Source organism: Hydrogenophaga taeniospiralis, from assembly GCF_020510445.1.
Taxonomy (GTDB): Bacteria; Pseudomonadota; Gammaproteobacteria; order Burkholderiales; family Burkholderiaceae_C; genus Hydrogenophaga.
In genome coordinates this window covers 4,716,428-4,732,516 of sequence record NZ_JAHBAG010000001.1, presented here as the reverse complement: position 1 = coordinate 4,732,516, position 16,089 = coordinate 4,716,428, and the positions used below count along the sequence as shown (strand labels likewise).

General features: G+C 67.8%; 14 protein-coding genes. 11 read left to right on the top strand and 3 right to left on the bottom strand.

The features are described 5' to 3' along the window. Positions 1-3: 3 nt before the first annotated feature. Complete coding sequence (locus KIH07_RS22705; RefSeq protein WP_226494122.1) at positions 4-336, bottom strand: antibiotic biosynthesis monooxygenase; 333 nt, start codon at positions 334-336, stop codon at positions 4-6. Positions 337-431: 95 nt separating this feature from the next. Between KIH07_RS22705 and soxR the strand changes: the two genes are divergently transcribed. Beyond that, complete coding sequence (gene soxR, locus KIH07_RS22700; protein ID WP_226494121.1) at positions 432-944, top strand: redox-sensitive transcriptional activator SoxR; 513 nt, start codon at positions 432-434, stop codon at positions 942-944. Between the two features lie 118 nt (positions 945-1,062). Here the strand turns inward: soxR and KIH07_RS22695 are convergent, their stop codons facing one another. Then, positions 1,063-3,168 (bottom strand): cache domain-containing protein, encoded by a 2,106-nt coding sequence (locus KIH07_RS22695; RefSeq protein ID WP_226494120.1) that lies wholly within the window; start codon positions 3,166-3,168, stop codon positions 1,063-1,065. A gap of 142 nt (positions 3,169-3,310) precedes the next feature. After that, entirely contained in the window at positions 3,311-4,696 is a 1,386-nt protein-coding gene (locus tag KIH07_RS22690; protein WP_226494119.1) for a sigma-54-dependent transcriptional regulator, read from the bottom strand. Between the two features lie 471 nt (positions 4,697-5,167). Between KIH07_RS22690 and KIH07_RS22685 the strand changes: the two genes are divergently transcribed. From KIH07_RS22685 to KIH07_RS22640, 10 genes are all read left to right on the top strand, one after another. Further along, positions 5,168-5,395 carry a formate dehydrogenase gene (locus tag KIH07_RS22685; protein WP_226494118.1) on the top strand — a complete coding sequence of 76 codons (228 nt, stop codon included), beginning with the start codon at positions 5,168-5,170 and terminating at the stop codon, positions 5,393-5,395. Positions 5,396-5,412: 17 nt separating this feature from the next. Beyond that, entirely contained in the window at positions 5,413-8,379 is a 2,967-nt protein-coding gene (locus tag KIH07_RS22680; RefSeq protein ID WP_226494117.1) for a formate dehydrogenase subunit alpha, read from the top strand. Between the two features lie 97 nt (positions 8,380-8,476). After that, complete coding sequence (gene fdh3B / locus KIH07_RS22675) at positions 8,477-9,079, top strand: formate dehydrogenase FDH3 subunit beta (RefSeq protein WP_068173913.1); 603 nt, start codon at positions 8,477-8,479, stop codon at positions 9,077-9,079. Further along, positions 9,076-9,330: a hypothetical protein gene (locus KIH07_RS22670; RefSeq protein WP_413465788.1), complete on the top strand. Its 255-nt coding sequence runs from the start codon at positions 9,076-9,078 to the stop codon at positions 9,328-9,330. The genes fdh3B and KIH07_RS22670 overlap by 4 nt, the downstream gene beginning before the upstream one ends. Positions 9,331-9,340: 10 nt before the next feature. Then, complete coding sequence (locus KIH07_RS22665; protein WP_226494116.1) at positions 9,341-10,567, top strand: formate dehydrogenase subunit gamma; 1,227 nt, start codon at positions 9,341-9,343, stop codon at positions 10,565-10,567. 22 nt (positions 10,568-10,589) lie between these two features. Further along, positions 10,590-10,919 carry a hypothetical protein gene (locus KIH07_RS22660; RefSeq protein ID WP_226494115.1) on the top strand — a complete coding sequence of 110 codons (330 nt, stop codon included), beginning with the start codon at positions 10,590-10,592 and terminating at the stop codon, positions 10,917-10,919. 155 nt (positions 10,920-11,074) lie between these two features. After that, entirely contained in the window at positions 11,075-11,989 is a 915-nt protein-coding gene (locus KIH07_RS22655; protein WP_226494798.1) for a formate dehydrogenase accessory sulfurtransferase FdhD, read from the top strand. A gap of 121 nt (positions 11,990-12,110) precedes the next feature. Further along, the gene (gene upp / locus KIH07_RS22650; RefSeq protein ID WP_068173916.1) at positions 12,111-12,743 is read left to right on the top strand and encodes a uracil phosphoribosyltransferase; all 633 of its coding nucleotides are present in this window, start codon (positions 12,111-12,113) and stop codon (positions 12,741-12,743) included. Between the two features lie 324 nt (positions 12,744-13,067). Beyond that, the gene (locus KIH07_RS22645; protein WP_226494114.1) at positions 13,068-15,614 is read left to right on the top strand and encodes an ABC transporter permease; all 2,547 of its coding nucleotides are present in this window, start codon (positions 13,068-13,070) and stop codon (positions 15,612-15,614) included. 46 nt (positions 15,615-15,660) lie between these two features. Continuing rightward, the gene (locus tag KIH07_RS22640) at positions 15,661-16,074 is read left to right on the top strand and encodes a group II truncated hemoglobin (protein WP_226494113.1); all 414 of its coding nucleotides are present in this window, start codon (positions 15,661-15,663) and stop codon (positions 16,072-16,074) included. Positions 16,075-16,089 lie beyond the last annotated feature (15 nt).

Genomic DNA, 16,089 nt, shown 5'->3' with positions numbered 1-16,089 from the left:
TATTCAGACTGGGCGGTAGACATCCATGTCAGGGCGGACGCGCAGCTCACGCATGAAGGCGGCGGGCTCGAAGCCCTCGTGGGCGTAATGCGCCTGCATTGCGGTTTTGGCGGCAGCCATCGCGTGTTCGCTGGACCACTCGACAATGGTGACGATGGCTATCGAGTCGCCCCGCTCCGTGCCTTGCAGCACCAGATTCTGTCGGCAGCCTTCGAGTTCGCCGAGCAGGCGCTGAGTGGTGCGCAGCCGCGCCATGAAGGGCTCAAGGGCGGTGGGCGGCACGTCGAAGCGGTCGACGCGAAAGGCGGTGTGGGCGGTGGTTGGGGTCGTCGTCATGGGTTGGCTCCAGGTGAAAGTGCGCGGAATCTGCACCAAAGGGCATAGTCTGAAACCTCAACTAAACTTGAGGTCAAGTGCCTTGTGTGGCGACCATGAAAACCAAACCACTCCATCCATCCGGACTGCCAGCCGAGCTGAGCGTCGGCGAGGTCGCGCGCCGCAGTGGCGTGCCGGTGTCGACGCTCCATTTCTATGAGGCACAGGGATTGATCTCGGGCTGGCGCACCGATGGCAATCAGCGCCGCTACGCGCGCGACGTGTTACGCCGCGTGGCGCTGATCCGTGTCGCGCAGGCCGTGGGCATCTCGTTGGCCGATGTGGCGGCCGCGCTGGCGTCGCTGCCCGAGGACGCAGCACCCTCACGGGCCGACTGGTCGCGCCTGTCGGCTGTCTGGCGCGATCAGTTGAACGAACGCATTGAACAGCTGACTCGCCTCCGCGATACGCTGGACGACTGCATCGGCTGCGGTTGTTTGTCGATTGACCGCTGCCGATTGCGCAATCCCGCAGATCGGCTCGTGGCCGAGGGTTCCGGCCCGCGGCGCCTGCTTGTGCGGCGCTCCGCAGAAAGCACCCCCGCGGCGAAGGCCATCCCGAGATCGTGAAGAGTGGGCTGTGCGGCGGGCGGTGGATACCACGCGTGAGTGTCCGCTTTGTGCCGCGTTGATCGCAAGTGCGATGTACCGCTCAGGGGGCGAAACTCACCACCCGGCACCAAACCCTTCACCCCCCAGGCCGCCCATCCCGCGTGTTCACCGCCTCCGGCGCTTGCGGCTCCGTCAGCAGGCGCACGCTGAACACCGCGCCGCGCTGGCCGTCTTCGCGGTTGGCGGCGGTGATGCTGCCGCCGTAGCGCTCCACCAGCCCCAGGCTGATCCACAGGCCCAGGCCGTTGCCGTCGTTCCGGGTGGTGAAGAAGGGGCGGAACAGGCGCTCGGCCACGCCTGGCGCCAGGCCCGTTCCCGAGTCTTCCACGCGCAGCACGGCGCCGCCAGCGCCGTGTTCGTCGGTCCAGTCTTGTGTGCGCAGCCGCAGCACACCGCCCTCGGGCATGGCCTGGATGGCGTTGATCAGCAGGTTGATGATGACCTGCTGCAGCTCCTGGCGGTTGAAGCCCACGCGCTGCGTGGCCTGTGGTTCGCGCACCACCTCGATGCGGGTCTGCGCCAGCAGGTGCGCCACCAGCACCAGGCAGTCGTCCACCGTGCGGTTGAGGTCCAGGTTTTCCACGTAGCCCGCGTATTCGGTGGGGCGCGCGTACTGCAGCAGCTGCGTGACGATGATGCGCATGCGCTCGACCTGCTCGTCGAGCAGCCTGAGTTCGCCGCGCACCGGCAGGCTGGCCTCGCCCAGGGTCTCGCGCATCAGGTCCAGGTTGCCCTGCATCACGGCGATGGGGTTGTTGATCTCGTGCGCGATGCTGGCCGTGAGCTGGCCGATGGCCGCCAGCTTTTCGCTCTTGACGAGTTGCTGCTGCGCCAGTTGCAGCGAGGCGTTGCTCGCTTCGAGCTCGCGCGTGCGCTCGGCCACCTTGCCGTCGAGCTCTTCGCCCCAGCGCTGCAGCGCGCGCGTCTTGTCGTCGATCACGTCGAGCAACTGGTCCAGGTGGCCGGCGAGCGCGCCGAGCTCGTCGCGCGCGCGCAGCGGGCCCACGCGCGCGCTGGCCTGGCCGGCTTGCACCCGCTGCATGGTGCGGTTCATGCGCTGGACGGGCCGAAAAATGCTGCGCGCCCAGCGCACGGAGAACAGCGCCGAGAGCGCCATCACCAGCAGGAAGATCAGGCCGATGGCACCGAGCATGGCATAGCGCACCAGCCGGAACGGGGCCTCGAGGTAGCCCACGTAGAGCATGCCGATGCGCTGCCCGCGCACGTCCTGCAACGGCTCGTAGGCCGAGACGTACCAGTCGTTGACCACGAAGGCGCGGTCCAGCCAGGTCGTGCCCTGGCCCAGCACGGCCTCGCGCACGGTCTGCGAGACCCGTGTGCCGATGGCGCGCTGGTCCTGGAACAGGCGCACGTTGGTGGTGATGCGCACGTCGTCGAGAAACAGCGTGGCCGTGCCCTGGCTGTCGAAGGGCAGCGAGCCTTCGGGGTAGACGATGCGGTTGATGTGGTCGATGAAGCCGAGGTTCTGGTTGAGCAGCAGTCCCCCGGTCAGCAGTGCGATGGTGCGGCCTGCGGCGTCGCGCACCGGCAGGGTGGACAGCACCACCATGGCGCGGTCTTCGACCGTGCGCGTGCTCGGTGCGGCGTTGCGTGTGGGCACCACCGGCAGCCGCACGCGCGCCAGCAGGTGGGGCGCCAATGCTTCCAGCGCTTGCGGGTCGAGCAGCAGCAGCCGGGCCTGGGCGCGTTGCTGGTTGTCCTGCAGCGAGTCGCGCAGGGCGGCGGGCATGGACGCCAAGGGCGCGGCGGCGTCGCTCGCGCTCAGGCCGGCGGGCAGGGCGCGCGCGAGCGGCTGGCCCTGTGGCTGGTAGAGCACCAGAAAGTCCAGGCCCAGGCGTTCGCGGGCCTGGTTCAGTTGGGCGGGGAGGGCGCTCGGCCCGTCGGGCGCGGGCGCCTGCAGGGCGGCGAAGAGGGCCTGCGAGCTGGCCACGCCCTGCGTGCCCGATCCGACCTCGATCAGCACCTGGTCGAAATAACCGCGCGCCACCGCCAGATCGCTGCGCACCTTGGTGATGAGCAGGCGGTCGTAGGCCACGTTGCCCCAGAGCGCGAGTGCCAGCACCAGCAGCGGGAACGCCACCAGCAGCGGCAGCAACGCCATGGCCAGCAGCTTGTTGCGCACCGAGGTGGCGAGCCAGCGGGGCGTGCGCCAGAGCGTCATGCTGCTGGGCGCGCACAGCGCGGCGGGGCAGGGCCATCTCCGGCGCGAAGTGCCCTAACCGGGAACGCGGCGGAACCGGCTTTGCCGGGCCGCACCGCGTTGCCCCCTTGAGGGGGTCGTGCGAAGCGCGGCGGGGGTGCCTTCACAAGTGATTCCATTCGGCCACGCGGCGTTCCAGCGTGCGGCGCGACACGCCCAGCAGCCGGGCCGCGCGCGTCTTGTCGCCTTGCACCGAGTCGAGCACCGAGAGAATGTGCTGCTTCTCCAGCGTGTGCAGGTCGGTGGGCCTGGGGTCGGTGGACGCGTTCTGCCGCGGGGCCTCGCCCGGGTAGAGCGCCGACACGTTGAGCGTGCCCAGGATCAGGGAGCGCTCGATCAGGTTGCGCAGCTCGCGCACGTTGCCGGGCCAGTCGTACTGCCGCAGGAAGTCCATTTCCGCGTCGCTGATGCGCAGCGGCGCCACGCCCAGCGAGGGTGCGAGCTGGTCCATGAAGTGGGCGATCAGCGCGGCGATGTCTTCCTTGTGTTCGCGCAGCGGGGGCAGGGTGAGGTCCACCACCTGCAGGCGGAAATACAGGTCTTTGCGGAAGCGGCCGGCGGCCACTTCGTCGGCCAGGCGGCGGTTGGTGGCGGCCATGATGCGCAGGTTCACCGGCATCAACTGCTCGCTGCCCACCGGGCGGATCTTCAGGTCTTCGATGGCGCGCAGCAGCGTGGCCTGGATGGGCAGCGGCAGGTCGGCGATCTCGTCCAGAAACAGGGTGCCGCCCTGCGCGTAGTGGAACAGACCGTCGCGCGCGCGGGTGGCGCCGCTGAAGGCGCCGCGCGCGTGGCCGAACAGCTCGCTCTCGATCAGCTCGGGCGAGACGGCGGCGCAGTTCAGCGGCACGAAGGGGCCGCTGGCGCGTGGGCTGCGGGCGTGCAACTCGCGCGCCACCAGCTCCTTGCCGGTGCCCGACTCGCCCTGCAGCAGCACGGTGCTGTTGAACGGCGCGACCCGGCCGATGGATGCGCGCAACCCCTGCATGGCGGGCGACTGGCCGATCAGGGCGTGGCCCAGCCCCGGTGCGCTGGCGACGGCGCGGCGCAGCACGAAGTTCTCGCGGCGCAGGCGCGAGCGCTCGACGCAGTGTTTCACCGCGTTGAGGATCTGCGGCACACGAAACGGCTTGAGGATGAAGTCGGACGCACCGGCGCGCAGCGCCTCGATGGCGGTGTCCAGATCGGCGAAAGCGGTGATCAGGATCACCTCGCCGTTGAAGCCCGATTCGCGCAGTTCCTTGAGCCAGGCCACACCGCTTTTGCCGGGCAGGGAGATGTCGAGAATGATCAGGTCCACGTGGTGGCCGCGCAGCCACTCGGCGCCTTCTTCGGCGCTGCCGGCGCTCATCACGAAGTGGCAGCGTGGCGCCAGCGTCTTGACCAGGAAGTTGAGCATGCCCTGTTCGTCGTCGACGATCAGGATCGACCAGTCGGGCCAGCCCTCGAGGCTTTTCTCGGGCGTTGACGGAAAGAAGTTGGGTTCCACCCGGCGGCATTCTACGGATGAAGCCTACAAGATCAGTTGGGTATTCACGCGATTCCGACGCTCCCGCGGGGTGACCGCAGAAGCTCCGCTCAACCCAGGTTGCGACAAGTTGTCGCGCCTGTGCATGACAGCCTGACGCAGGCGGCGATGCGGTGGCGTTCGGGGGCATCAGGGTTATCCCGTGCGGCTGTGGTGCCGAAGCCCGGGCACGCAGAAGGATGCGACCCGCTGTCCCTGTGTTGGAAAATAAGTGAGTACTTATGGCACGCTTTTGGCTATCAAAACGGAAGCGGCACCTCGTGCTGCAACGTGGCAAGAGGGCGAGAGCCCCGGTCCGTTGCAAATCCATGTCGCCAATGGAAAGTCTTTCTTGCACACCCCTGTAACGGGGGGTAAATTCCACGTATGCAAAAAGTCCGCAAGTGATGCCGTGTGGCGTTTGAGGGGCTTTTGTTCAACCAGGAGACATGCATGAGCAAGCCCCTTTCCGACCCTCGCGAGGGCCGCCCCGGCCTGAACCGCCGCACCTTGTTTGCGGGTGCCTCCACCGCCGGGGCCCTGGCCGCTGCGGCCACCCTGATCCCGCGTGCCCAGCCCACCGCTGTGACCCCCGCCGAGCCCCGCCCGGCGCCCGAAAAGGGTGGCGGCTACAGCTTGTCGGACCACGTCAAGCAGTACTACAAGACCACCCAGATCTGAGCCAGCAGGAGAACCCCATGTTGCTGACCAAAAAAACACCCACCACCGGCGCCCAGGGCGGCCGTGCGCACAGCGCCTTCGTCCACAGCCTGCAGCGGGGCCTGTCGGCCGCGCTGCCCACCATGGACCGCCGCGGTTTCCTGCGCCGCTCCGGCCTTGGGGTCGGTGTGGGCCTGGCCGCCACGCAGCTCACGCTGGTGAAGAAGGCCAAGGCCGCCGAAGGTGGCTCCACCGACGGCTCGGGCAAGATCGAGGTCAAGCGCACCGTCTGCACCCACTGCTCGGTGGGCTGCGCGACCGACGCCATCGTGGAAAACGGCGTCTGGGTGCGCCAGGAGCCGGTGTTCGACTCCCCCATCAACCTCGGCGCTCACTGCGCCAAGGGGGCCGCCCTGCGCGAACACGGCCACGGCGAGTACCGCCTGCGCTACCCGATGAAGCTGGTCAACGGCAAGTACCAGCGCATCAGCTGGGACACCGCGCTGGAGGAAATCACCGCCAAGATGAAGGAACTGCGCGAGGCCAGCGGCCCCGACTCGGTGTACTTCGTCGGTTCCTCCAAGCACAACAACGAGCAGGCTTACCTGCTGCGCAAGTTCGTGAGCTTCTGGGGCACCAACAACTGCGACCACCAGGCGCGCATCTGCCACTCCACCACGGTGGCCGGCGTCGCGAACACCTGGGGTTACGGTGCGATGACCAACTCGTACAACGACATGCAGAACAGCAAGTGCGCGTTGTACATCGGCTCAAACGCCGCCGAGGCGCACCCGGTGTCCATGTTGCACATGCTGCACGCCAAGGAAAACGGCTGCAAGATGATCGTGGTGGACCCGCGCTTCACCCGCACGGCGGCCAAGGCCGACGAGTACGTGCGCATCCGCTCGGGCACCGACATTCCCTTCCTGTTCGGTCTGCTGCACCACATCTTCAAGAACGGCTGGGAAGATAAAAAGTACATCAACGACCGTGTCTACGGCATGGATAAGGTGCGTGAAGACGTGCTGGCCAAGTGGACGCCGGACAAGGTCGAAGAGGCCTGCGGCGTGCCGGAAGCGCAGATGGCCAAGGTGGCGAAGATGCTGGCCGAGGCCAAGCCCGCCACCATCGTCTGGTGCATGGGCCAGACCCAGCACACCATCGGCAACGCCATGGTGCGCGCCTCGTGCATCCTGCAGCTGGCGCTGGGCAACGTGGGCAAGAGCGGTGGCGGCACCAACATCTTCCGCGGCCACGACAACGTGCAGGGCGCGACCGACGTCGGCCCCAACCCCGATTCGCTGCCGGGCTACTACGGTCTCGCTGCCGGCTCGTGGAAACACTTCGCCAAGGTCTGGGGCGTGGAGTACGACTGGATCAAGGCCAAGTACGCCGAAGGCATGATGGAAAAGCCCGGCATCACGGTCTCGCGCTGGATCGACGGCGTGATGGAAAACAACGAGCTGATCGACCAGGGCCCGAACCTGCGCGGCATCTTCTTCTGGGGCCATGCGCCCAACTCGCAGACGCGGGGCCTGGAGATGAAGCGCGCGATGGACAAGCTCGACCTGCTGGTGGTGGTGGACCCATACCCTTCGGCCACCGCGTCGATGGCGGCCATGCCCGGCAAGCCCGAAGACCTCAACCCCAACCGCGCGGTGTACCTGCTGCCGGCGGCCACGCAGTTCGAAACCAGCGGCTCGTGCACCGCGTCGAACCGCTCGCTGCAGTGGCGCGAGAAGGTCATCGACCCGCTGTGGGAGAGCCGCAGCGATCACATGATCATGCACCAGTTCGCCGAAAAGCTGGGCTTTGGCGCCGAGCTGTCCAAGAACTACAAGATGCAGAAGATCAAGGGGCTGGACGAGCCCGTGCCCGAAGACATCCTGCGTGAGATCAACGCTTCGGTCTGGACCATCGGCTACACCGGCCAGAGCCCGGAGCGCCTGAAGGCGCACATGCGCAACATGGGCGCCTTCGATGTGAAGTCGCTCAAGTGCAAGGGCAAGGTGGTGGACAAGGAAACCGGCTACGACATGAGCGGGGACTACTTCGGTCTGCCCTGGCCGTGTTATGGCAGCGCCGCCATCAAGCACCCGGGCTCGCCCAACCTGTACGACACCTCCAAACACGTGATGGAAGGCGGCGGCAACTTCCGCGCCAACTTCGGTGTGGAACGCGAGGGCGTGAGCCTGCTGGCCGAAGACGGTTCCCACTCGCTGGGCGCCGAGATCACCACCGGCTACCCTGAGTTCGACCACGTGCTGCTCAAGAAGCTGGGCTGGTGGGACGACCTCACCGACGCCGAGAAGACCGCCGCCGAGGGCAAGAACTGGAAGACCGACCTGTCCGGCGGCATCCAGCGCGTGACCATGGCGCACGGCTGCCACCCGTTCGGCAACGCCAAGGCCCGCGCCGTGGTGTGGAACTTCCCCGACGGGATTCCCCAGCACCGCGAGCCCATCTACGGCACGCGCCCCGATCTGGTGGCCAAGTACCCCAGCCACGACGACCAGAAGAACCGCTGGCGCCTGCCGGTGCTCTACAAGTCGCTGCAGCAGAAGAACGTGGACGACAAGGTCTACGAGAAATTCCCGCTGATCATGACCAGCGGGCGCTTGGTCGAGTACGAGGGCGGTGGCGAGGAAACCCGCTCCAATCCCTGGCTGGCCGAGCTGCAGCAGGAGATGTTCGTGGAACTCAACCCGGCGGCTGCGGCGTCGCGCGGTATCCGCAATGGTGAGCGCGTGTGGGTGAACACCCCCACCGGCGCACGCATCAACGTGCAGGCCCTGGTGACCGAACGGGTGGGGCCGGACACGGTGTTCCTGCCGTTCCACTTCTCCGGTCGCTGGCAGGGCGAGGACATGAAGCCCTACTACCCGGATGGCGCATTCCCCGTGGTGCGTGGTGAGGCGGTCAACACCGCCACCACCTACGGTTACGACATCGTCACCATGATGCAAGAGACCAAGACGACGGTCTGCAACATCGAGAAAGCATGACCCCCACGCTTTTCACTTCGTGTAATGCGCTGCCCCCCGAGGGGGCGCGTTTTCCCTTGGGGCGGCCCGGCGGGAAAACCACCGTTAAGGAGACACCATGGCAAGAATGAAATTCATCTGTGACGCCGAGCGTTGCATCGAGTGCAACGGCTGCGTCACGGCCTGCAAGAACGAGCACGAGGTGCCCTGGGGTGTGAACCGCCGCCGCGTGGTCACCCTCAACGACGGCGTGCCGGGCGAAAAGTCGATCTCGGTGGCCTGCATGCACTGCAGCGACGCGCCCTGCATGGCGGTCTGCCCGGTCAACTGCTTCTACCGCACCGACGAGGGCGTGGTGCTGCACGACAAGGACGTCTGCATCGGCTGCGGCTACTGCTCCTACGCCTGTCCGTTCGGCGCACCGCAGTTCCCCTCGCAGGGCACGTTTGGCGTGCGCGGCAAGATGGACAAATGCACCTTCTGCGCCGGTGGCCCGGAAGAGCACGGCAGCCAGGACGAGTTCGAGAAGTACGGCCGCAACCGCCTGGCCGAAGGCAAGCTGCCGGCCTGCGCCGAGATGTGCTCGACCAAGGCCCTGATCGCCGGCGACGGCGACGTGGTGGCCGACATCTTCCGCACCCGGGTGCTGCGCCGTGGCAAGGGCGCCGAAGTCTGGGGCTGGGGCACCGCCTACGGTACGGCTCAGGAGACCAAGTCATGATGAACACCACCACGATGATCCGTCTGCTGGCCCTGTCGGGTGTCTTGGCACTGGGTGCCTGCGGCGAAAAACCGCAGGACATGACCGCAAGCGGCGTCAAGCAGGACGACGCGCCCTACCAGGGCGTGGGCGACAGCCAGTACGCCCAGGCCGGCTGGAAGGCCGGCGACAAGGACAGCTGGGAGCAGCAGCTCAAGGCCCGTGCCCAATACGGCCAGAACGACTACACCCGCATGGGCGCCAAGCCTTGAAGGGACAGCCATGAACCGGCACCCGATCCTGAACCCCGCGACCTGGCGTGGCTGGGGCGTCGCCGCTCTGCTGGCGCTCGGCACCAGCTGGGCCGCGGCCCAAACCGCCCAGACCCCACCCGTGCCCGACGATCCGGCACCACCCGCTGCGCAGTCCGCGCCCGCGACCGTGGGCGGCATCAAGAGCGCCAACATCTTCGAGATCGCGCCCGACGCGAGCAAGGACCCGGACTACGCGAACCAGACCAACGCGCAGCGCCGCCAGGTGCAGCCGGGCAACAACGCGCCGATGTGGCGCGATGTGGGCAAGGGCGTCACCGGCTACAGCAGCCTGCCGCTGAGCCAGGCGCCCGAGGCCGGCAACCTGATCCAGCCCTTCGTGCAGTACCCGGGTTCGCGCCTGACCACCGCCGGTGAAGCCTGGCGTCAGGTGCGCAACGACTGGCTGATCCCCTATGGCGGCTCGCTGCTGTTCATCGTGTTGCTGGCCCTGGCCATCTTCTACCTGACCAAGGGGCCGCTGGGCGGCCACCTGAAGGACACCGGGCGCAAGATCGAGCGCTTCACGCCCTTCGAGCGCGCCGCCCACTGGTCGAACGCGATCGCCTTCGTGGTGCTGGCCATCTCCGGCATCGTGATGGCCTTCGGCAAGTTCTTCATCCTGCCGGTGATCGGCAGCACGCTGTTTGGCTGGCTCACGTTCGCGCTGAAGAACGCGCACAACTTCATGGGCCCGCTGTTCGCCGTGTCGTTGCTGATCGTGGTCGTGACCTTCATCAAGGACAACATCGCCAACGCGGCCGACTTCGTCTGGCTGAGCAAGGCCGGCGGCATGCTGGGCGACAAGGAAGTGCCGTCGCACCGCTTCAACGCGGGTGAAAAAGGCCTGTTCTGGTGGGGCGTGACCATCCCGGGCATCGTGGTGGTGGGCTCCGGTCTGTTCCTCGACAAGCTGCTGCCGGGCATGCTGTACCTGCGCGGCGACATGCAGATCGCGCACATGCTGCACATCGTGGGTGCGCTGATCATGATGGCGCTGATCATGGGCCACATCTACATGGGCACGGTCGGCGTGAAGGGCGCGTACGGCGCCATGCGCACCGGCTACGTGGACGAGGCCTGGGCCAAGGAACACCACGAACTCTGGTACGACGACGTCAAGGCCGGCAAGATCCCGGCCCAGCGCAGCCAACCAACGCCGCCGGCGCCCGCGGCCGACGCGGTGGCCAAGGCCTGAACCCCATCCGAGGACATTTGCGATGAAACGAATCCTGCTGATCTCCCTGCTGCTCGCCGGTTCGGCCAGTGTGATGGCCAAATTGCCCGCACCGGTGCTGGACGACGCGGCCAAGGCCAAGGCCGAGGAAGCCAAGGCCAAGACCGCGCACGCGGGCAAGGTCGACGCCTACAAGCTCTGCCTGTCCATGGACCGCGCCGCGGCCAACTATTTCAAGACCGCGTCCACCGCGGGCAAGACCGTCAAACCGGCCCAGGCGGCACCGGCCTGTACCGATCCGGGGCCGTTCGTACCGGCCGCGGGTGCGGCGCCAGCGCCTGCCCCGGTGGCGGCCGCGCCCCAGAAATCCTGATGCCTCACGCCGCTGGGGCCACCGGTACAGAAGAGGCCCGTTGGGCCTTTTTTGTTGGTGCTGTGCGCCCGGGCGGCCCCGGCTGCGCCAGGGCCTTTGCCCGTGGCGTCATACTTTGAACCCCGCCCACCATGCCAACGAGCCTGCTCGACCCCATGTCCCCGCCTGAAGTCCTGCGCGCCGCGTCCACCGATGCGAAGCCGCGTCCCGCGCGCCTGCCGCAGCTCACCCACGCCCGGGCGCCGTTGACGCAGGAGGTGACCGTGCTCAACGAGTACGGGCAGAGCAGCCAGGTGTCGATCCCGGCCGAACGCGATCTCACGGTCTACGTTGACAAGCGCGAACTGGTCACGCTCATGACGCTGGGCGCCCAGCCGGAATGGCTGGTGCTCGGTTATCTGTTGAACCAGCGGCTGGTCCGTTCGGTGGACGAAGTCGAATCCATCACGGTGGACTGGGACGTGGGCAGCGCCGCGGTCAAGACCCGGCACGGCATCGACCGCATCGAAGAGCGCACCGCCCGGCGCGTCGTCACCACGGGCTGCGGCCAGGGCAGCGTGTTCGGCCACCTGATGGACGAGATCGACAGCATCCGCCTGCCCGAGGCCGCGGTGCTGCGCCAGTCGCAGCTCTACGGCATCGTGAATGCGATCCGCCTCAAGGAGAGCACCTACAAGTCGGCCGGCTCGGTGCACGCCTGTGCGCTGTTCCGCGGTGAAGAACTGCAGCTGTTCGTGGAAGACGTGGGGCGCCACAACGCGGTGGACACCATCGCGGGCTGGATGTCCCTCGAAGACCCGTCCCTGGCCCGCAGCGCCGACAAGGTGTTCTACACCACCGGTCGTCTCACCAGCGAGATGGTCATCAAGTCGGCGCAGATGGGCGTCGCGGTGGTGGTTTCGCGCAGCGGCATCACGCAGATGGGGCTGGAAGTGGCGCAGCGCGTGGGCCTGTGTGCCATCGGGCGCGCCACCAACAAGCGTTTCCTCTGCTACGCCAACCCCCAGCGCCTGCTGCTCGACGCCGTGCCGCCGCCCGCCCCTGTGGCGAGCCCCTCGTCAGCGGCCTGACCTCCGCCGTCCCGCCCCCGGGGTGCCCGCGAACGGGCATAAACTTGGCCGGTTCACGGGTCCGCGCGCGCCTTGGCCGGCGGCCTCCCGCCATGTCCCCCTGTTTTCTGAAAGCCTGCAGATGAGCCGAGAAGTCCACGTCATTGACCACCCCCTGGTCCAGCACAAGCTCACGCTGATGCGCCGCAAGGACACCAGTACCAAGAGTTTTCGCGAACTGGTGCACGAGCTGTCGGCCCTGCTGGCGTACGAGATCACGCGCGAGATGCCCATGCAGGAGATCGAGATCGAGACCCCGCTGGAGAAAATGACCTCGCGCGTCATCGATGGCAAGAAGGTCGTGTTGGCCTCCATCCTGCGCGCGGGCAACGGTTTCCTCGACGGCATGCTGCAGGTCATCCCCGGCGCCCGCGTGGGTCACATCGGCCTGTACCGCGACCCGGCCACGCTGCAGGCGGTGGAGTACTACTTCAAGATGCCGCAGGGCATGGAAGAGCGCGACGTGATCGTGCTCGACCCCATGCTGGCCACCGGCAACTCGGCGGTGGCGGCGGTGGATCGGCTCAAGCAGACCCACCCGCGTTCCATCCGTTTTGTCTGCCTCGTGACCTGCCCCCAGGGCATCAAGACCTTCCACGACCACCACCCGGACGTGCCGATCTACACCCCGGCGGTGGACCGCGGCCTGAACGAGCATGGCTACATCGTGCCGGGCCTGGGCGACGCGGGCGACCGGATTTTCGGCACGAAGTGACGCCCACCCCCATCGCGGCTCACTGCGTGTAGCCGCTCCGCCCCTCAAGGGGCAACGCGAGCGGCCTGGCAAAGCCAGATCCGCCGCGTTCTGGGCTCAGGCCCGCGCGCCGGACATGACTTGCTCTGCCTCGTTCCGGGTTTTGCGCATCGCGCTCCGGTGGCCTCACTCGGCGCGCCGTGGCTCTACTCCCTCTCCCCCGCCCCCTGGGAGAGGGCTGGGGTGAGGGCCGGGAGTGCGAAGCTCTTCGGTCGGCCATTCGTTGCGTTCCATCCCAAACCGCACGACGCTGCGCGGTTGATCGGCTTGCGTTAAGGTCGCGGCATGGCCGTCGCTCCTGCTTCCCTTTCTGTCTCCTTCTGGTCCCTCGGCTGGCGCTCGCTCTGGCGCGACTGGCGCGCGGGTGAGTTGCGGCTCTTGCTGCTGGCCGTGACGCTGGCGGTGGCCGCGCTCACGGCGGTGGGTTTTTTTGCCGACCGGCTGCAGGGTGGCCTGGCGCGCGATGCGCGGGCGTTGATCGGTGGCGACGCGGTGCTCAGCAGCGACAACGCCACGCCGCCGGCGTTTCAGCAGCAGGCGAAAGCGCTTGGGCTGCAGACCACGCAGACCCTGGGTTTCCCCACCATGGGCCGGGCCCGCGACGAAGAGGGTGGCGCGGCGCGCCTGGTGGCGCTCAAGGCGGTGGGTGAGGGCTATCCGCTGCGCGGCAGCCTGCGGGTGGCCGAGGCTCCGCTGGGCCCCGATGCCGCCACCCGCGAGATCCCCGCGCCCGGCACCGCCTGGGTGGACGCGGCGCTGCTGGTGGCGCTGGATCTTTCCGTGGGCCAGCCGCTGCTACTGGGCGATGCCCAGCTGCGCGTCACCCGCGTGATCGTGGTGGAGCCCGATCGGGGCGCGGGCTTCATGAGCTTTGCGCCGCGCGTCATGATCAACACCGCCGACCTGCCGGCCACCGGCCTGGTGCAGCCGGCGAGCCGGCTCACCTACCGCCTGGCCGTGGCCGGCAGCGACCCCGCCGTGAAGCGGTTTGTCGATTGGGCGCAGGCCCAGATCGAGCAACCCGGGGTGCGGGGTCTGCGCCTGGAGTCGCTCGAAGGCGGGCGGCCCGAGATGCAGCGCACGCTGGAGCGGGCCGAAAAATTCCTCAACCTGGTGGCCTTGCTGGCCGCGCTGCTGTGCGCGGTGGCGGTGGCCATCGCCGCGCGTGGCTTCGCCCAGCGCCACCTGGACGACTGCGCCATGTTGCGCGTGCTGGGGTTGTCGCAGGGCAGCATGGCCCGCGCCTACACCTTAGAGTTCGCGCTGGTCGGCCTGTTCGCCAGCGCGCTGGGGGTGTTCTTGGGCTATGTCGTGCACCACGGCTTCGTGTTGCTCTTGGCGGGGCTGGTGGATGCCTCCTTGCCCGCGCCAGGTCCCGCCCCGGTGCTGCTGGGCCTGGGCATGGGCCTCACGCTCATGATGGCCTTTGGCCTGCCGCCGGTGCTGCAACTGGCCAAGGTGCCACCGCTGCGCGTGATCCGCCGCGATGTGGGCCAGCTCAAGCCGGCTTCGCTGGCGGTGCTGGGTCTGGGTGTGGCGGGGTTTGCCGCCTTGCTGCTGGCCGCCAGCCGCGACCTGCTGCTCGGCGCGATCGCGGTGGGTGGCTTTGCCGGGGCCGTGCTGCTGTTCGCCCTGGCCAGCTACGCGGCGGTGCGCCTGCTGCGCGCCAGCGTCAACGAGGCCACCGCGCCGCGCGCCCTGGTCATGGCCACGCGCCAGCTCTCGGCGCGCCCGGCCTACGCGGTGGTGCAGATCAGCGCGCTGGCCGTGGGCCTGCTGGCGCTGGTGCTGCTGGTGCTGCTGCGCACCGACCTCATCGCCAGCTGGCGCAACGCCACGCCGCCCGACGCGCCGAACCGCTTTGTCATCAACGTGCAGCCCGACCAGGGCGAGGCCTTTCAGCAGGCGCTGCGCCAAGCGGGTGTGCGGCGCTTCGATTGGTACCCCATGATCCGGGGCCGGCTGGTCAGCATCAACGGCAAGGCGATCAGCCCCGACGACTTCACCAGCGACCGCGCGCAGCGCCTGGTGGACCGCGAGTTCAACCTGTCCCACTCCGCTACCTTGCCCGAACACAACCCGGTGGTGGCGGGCCGCTGGCAGGAGAACGAAGCCGACGCGCTGAGCGTGGAAGAAGGTCTGGCCGAGGAACTGGGGCTCAAGCTGGGTGATCGGCTGGGCTTCGACATCGCCGGGCAGGTCAGCGAGGGCCGCATCACCAGTCTGCGCAAGGTGGACTGGGGTTCGATGCGGGTCAACTTCTTCGTGGTGTTTCCGGTGGCCCAGGTGCCCGATGCGCCGGTGAGCTTCATCAGCGCCTTCCGCGCACCCGATGCCGATCTCCAGTTCGACAACGCGCTGGTGCGCCAGTTTCCCAACATCACCAACGTCGACATGAGCCAGACCATTGCCCAGGTGCAGCGTGTGCTGGGCCAGGTGATCGGTGCGGTGGAGTTCCTGTTTGCATTCACGCTCGCGGCCGGTCTGGTGGTGCTGCTCGCCGCCATCACCGCTACGCGCGGCGAGCGCGAGCGCGAGTTCGCCATCCTGCGCGCGGTGGGCGCCGGTTCGGCCTTGCTGCGCCAGGTGCAGCGCATCGAGTTGCTCGGCGTGGGCCTGCTCGCGGGCTTCCTGGCCTCGGTGGTGGCGGTGGTGGTGGGCTGGGCGCTGGCCCGGTTCGTGTTCGAGTTCACCTGGACCGCCTCGCTCTGGGTGCCGCTGGCCGGCAGCCTGGCCGGCGCCGTGCTGGCCCTGCTGGCTGGCTGGTGGGGGCTGCGCAGCGTGCTCAAGACGCCGGTGGTGGAGACCCTTCGCCGTGCTGCATCCGTTTGACCAGCCCCACGCTGGCACTTGATCAAACCACTTCCGTTCGCTTCCCATGACGTCATCCGAGACCGCTGTACCACCCTCCACCCCGTTCGAATGGATCGGCGGCGAAACCCGCGTGCGCGCACTGGTGGACCGCTTCTACGACCTGATGGACATCGAGCCCGGCTACCGCGAACTGCGCGCGAGCCATGGCAGCACGCTGGACGATGCGCGCCAGAAGCTGTTCTGGTTTCTCTGCGGCTGGCTGGGCGGCCCCTCGCACTACGAAGACCGCTTCGGCCACCCGCGCCTGCGCCAGCGCCACATGCCGTTTTCCATCGGCGTCGTCGAACGCGACCAGTGGCTGGCTTGCATGGACCAGGCCATGGCCGAGACGGGCGTGCCCGAAGACCTGCGCACCCGATTGAAGGACAGCTTCTTCAAGACCGCCGACTGGATGCGCAACCGCCCCGGGAGTGTTTGATCGGGGGGTGTCGGT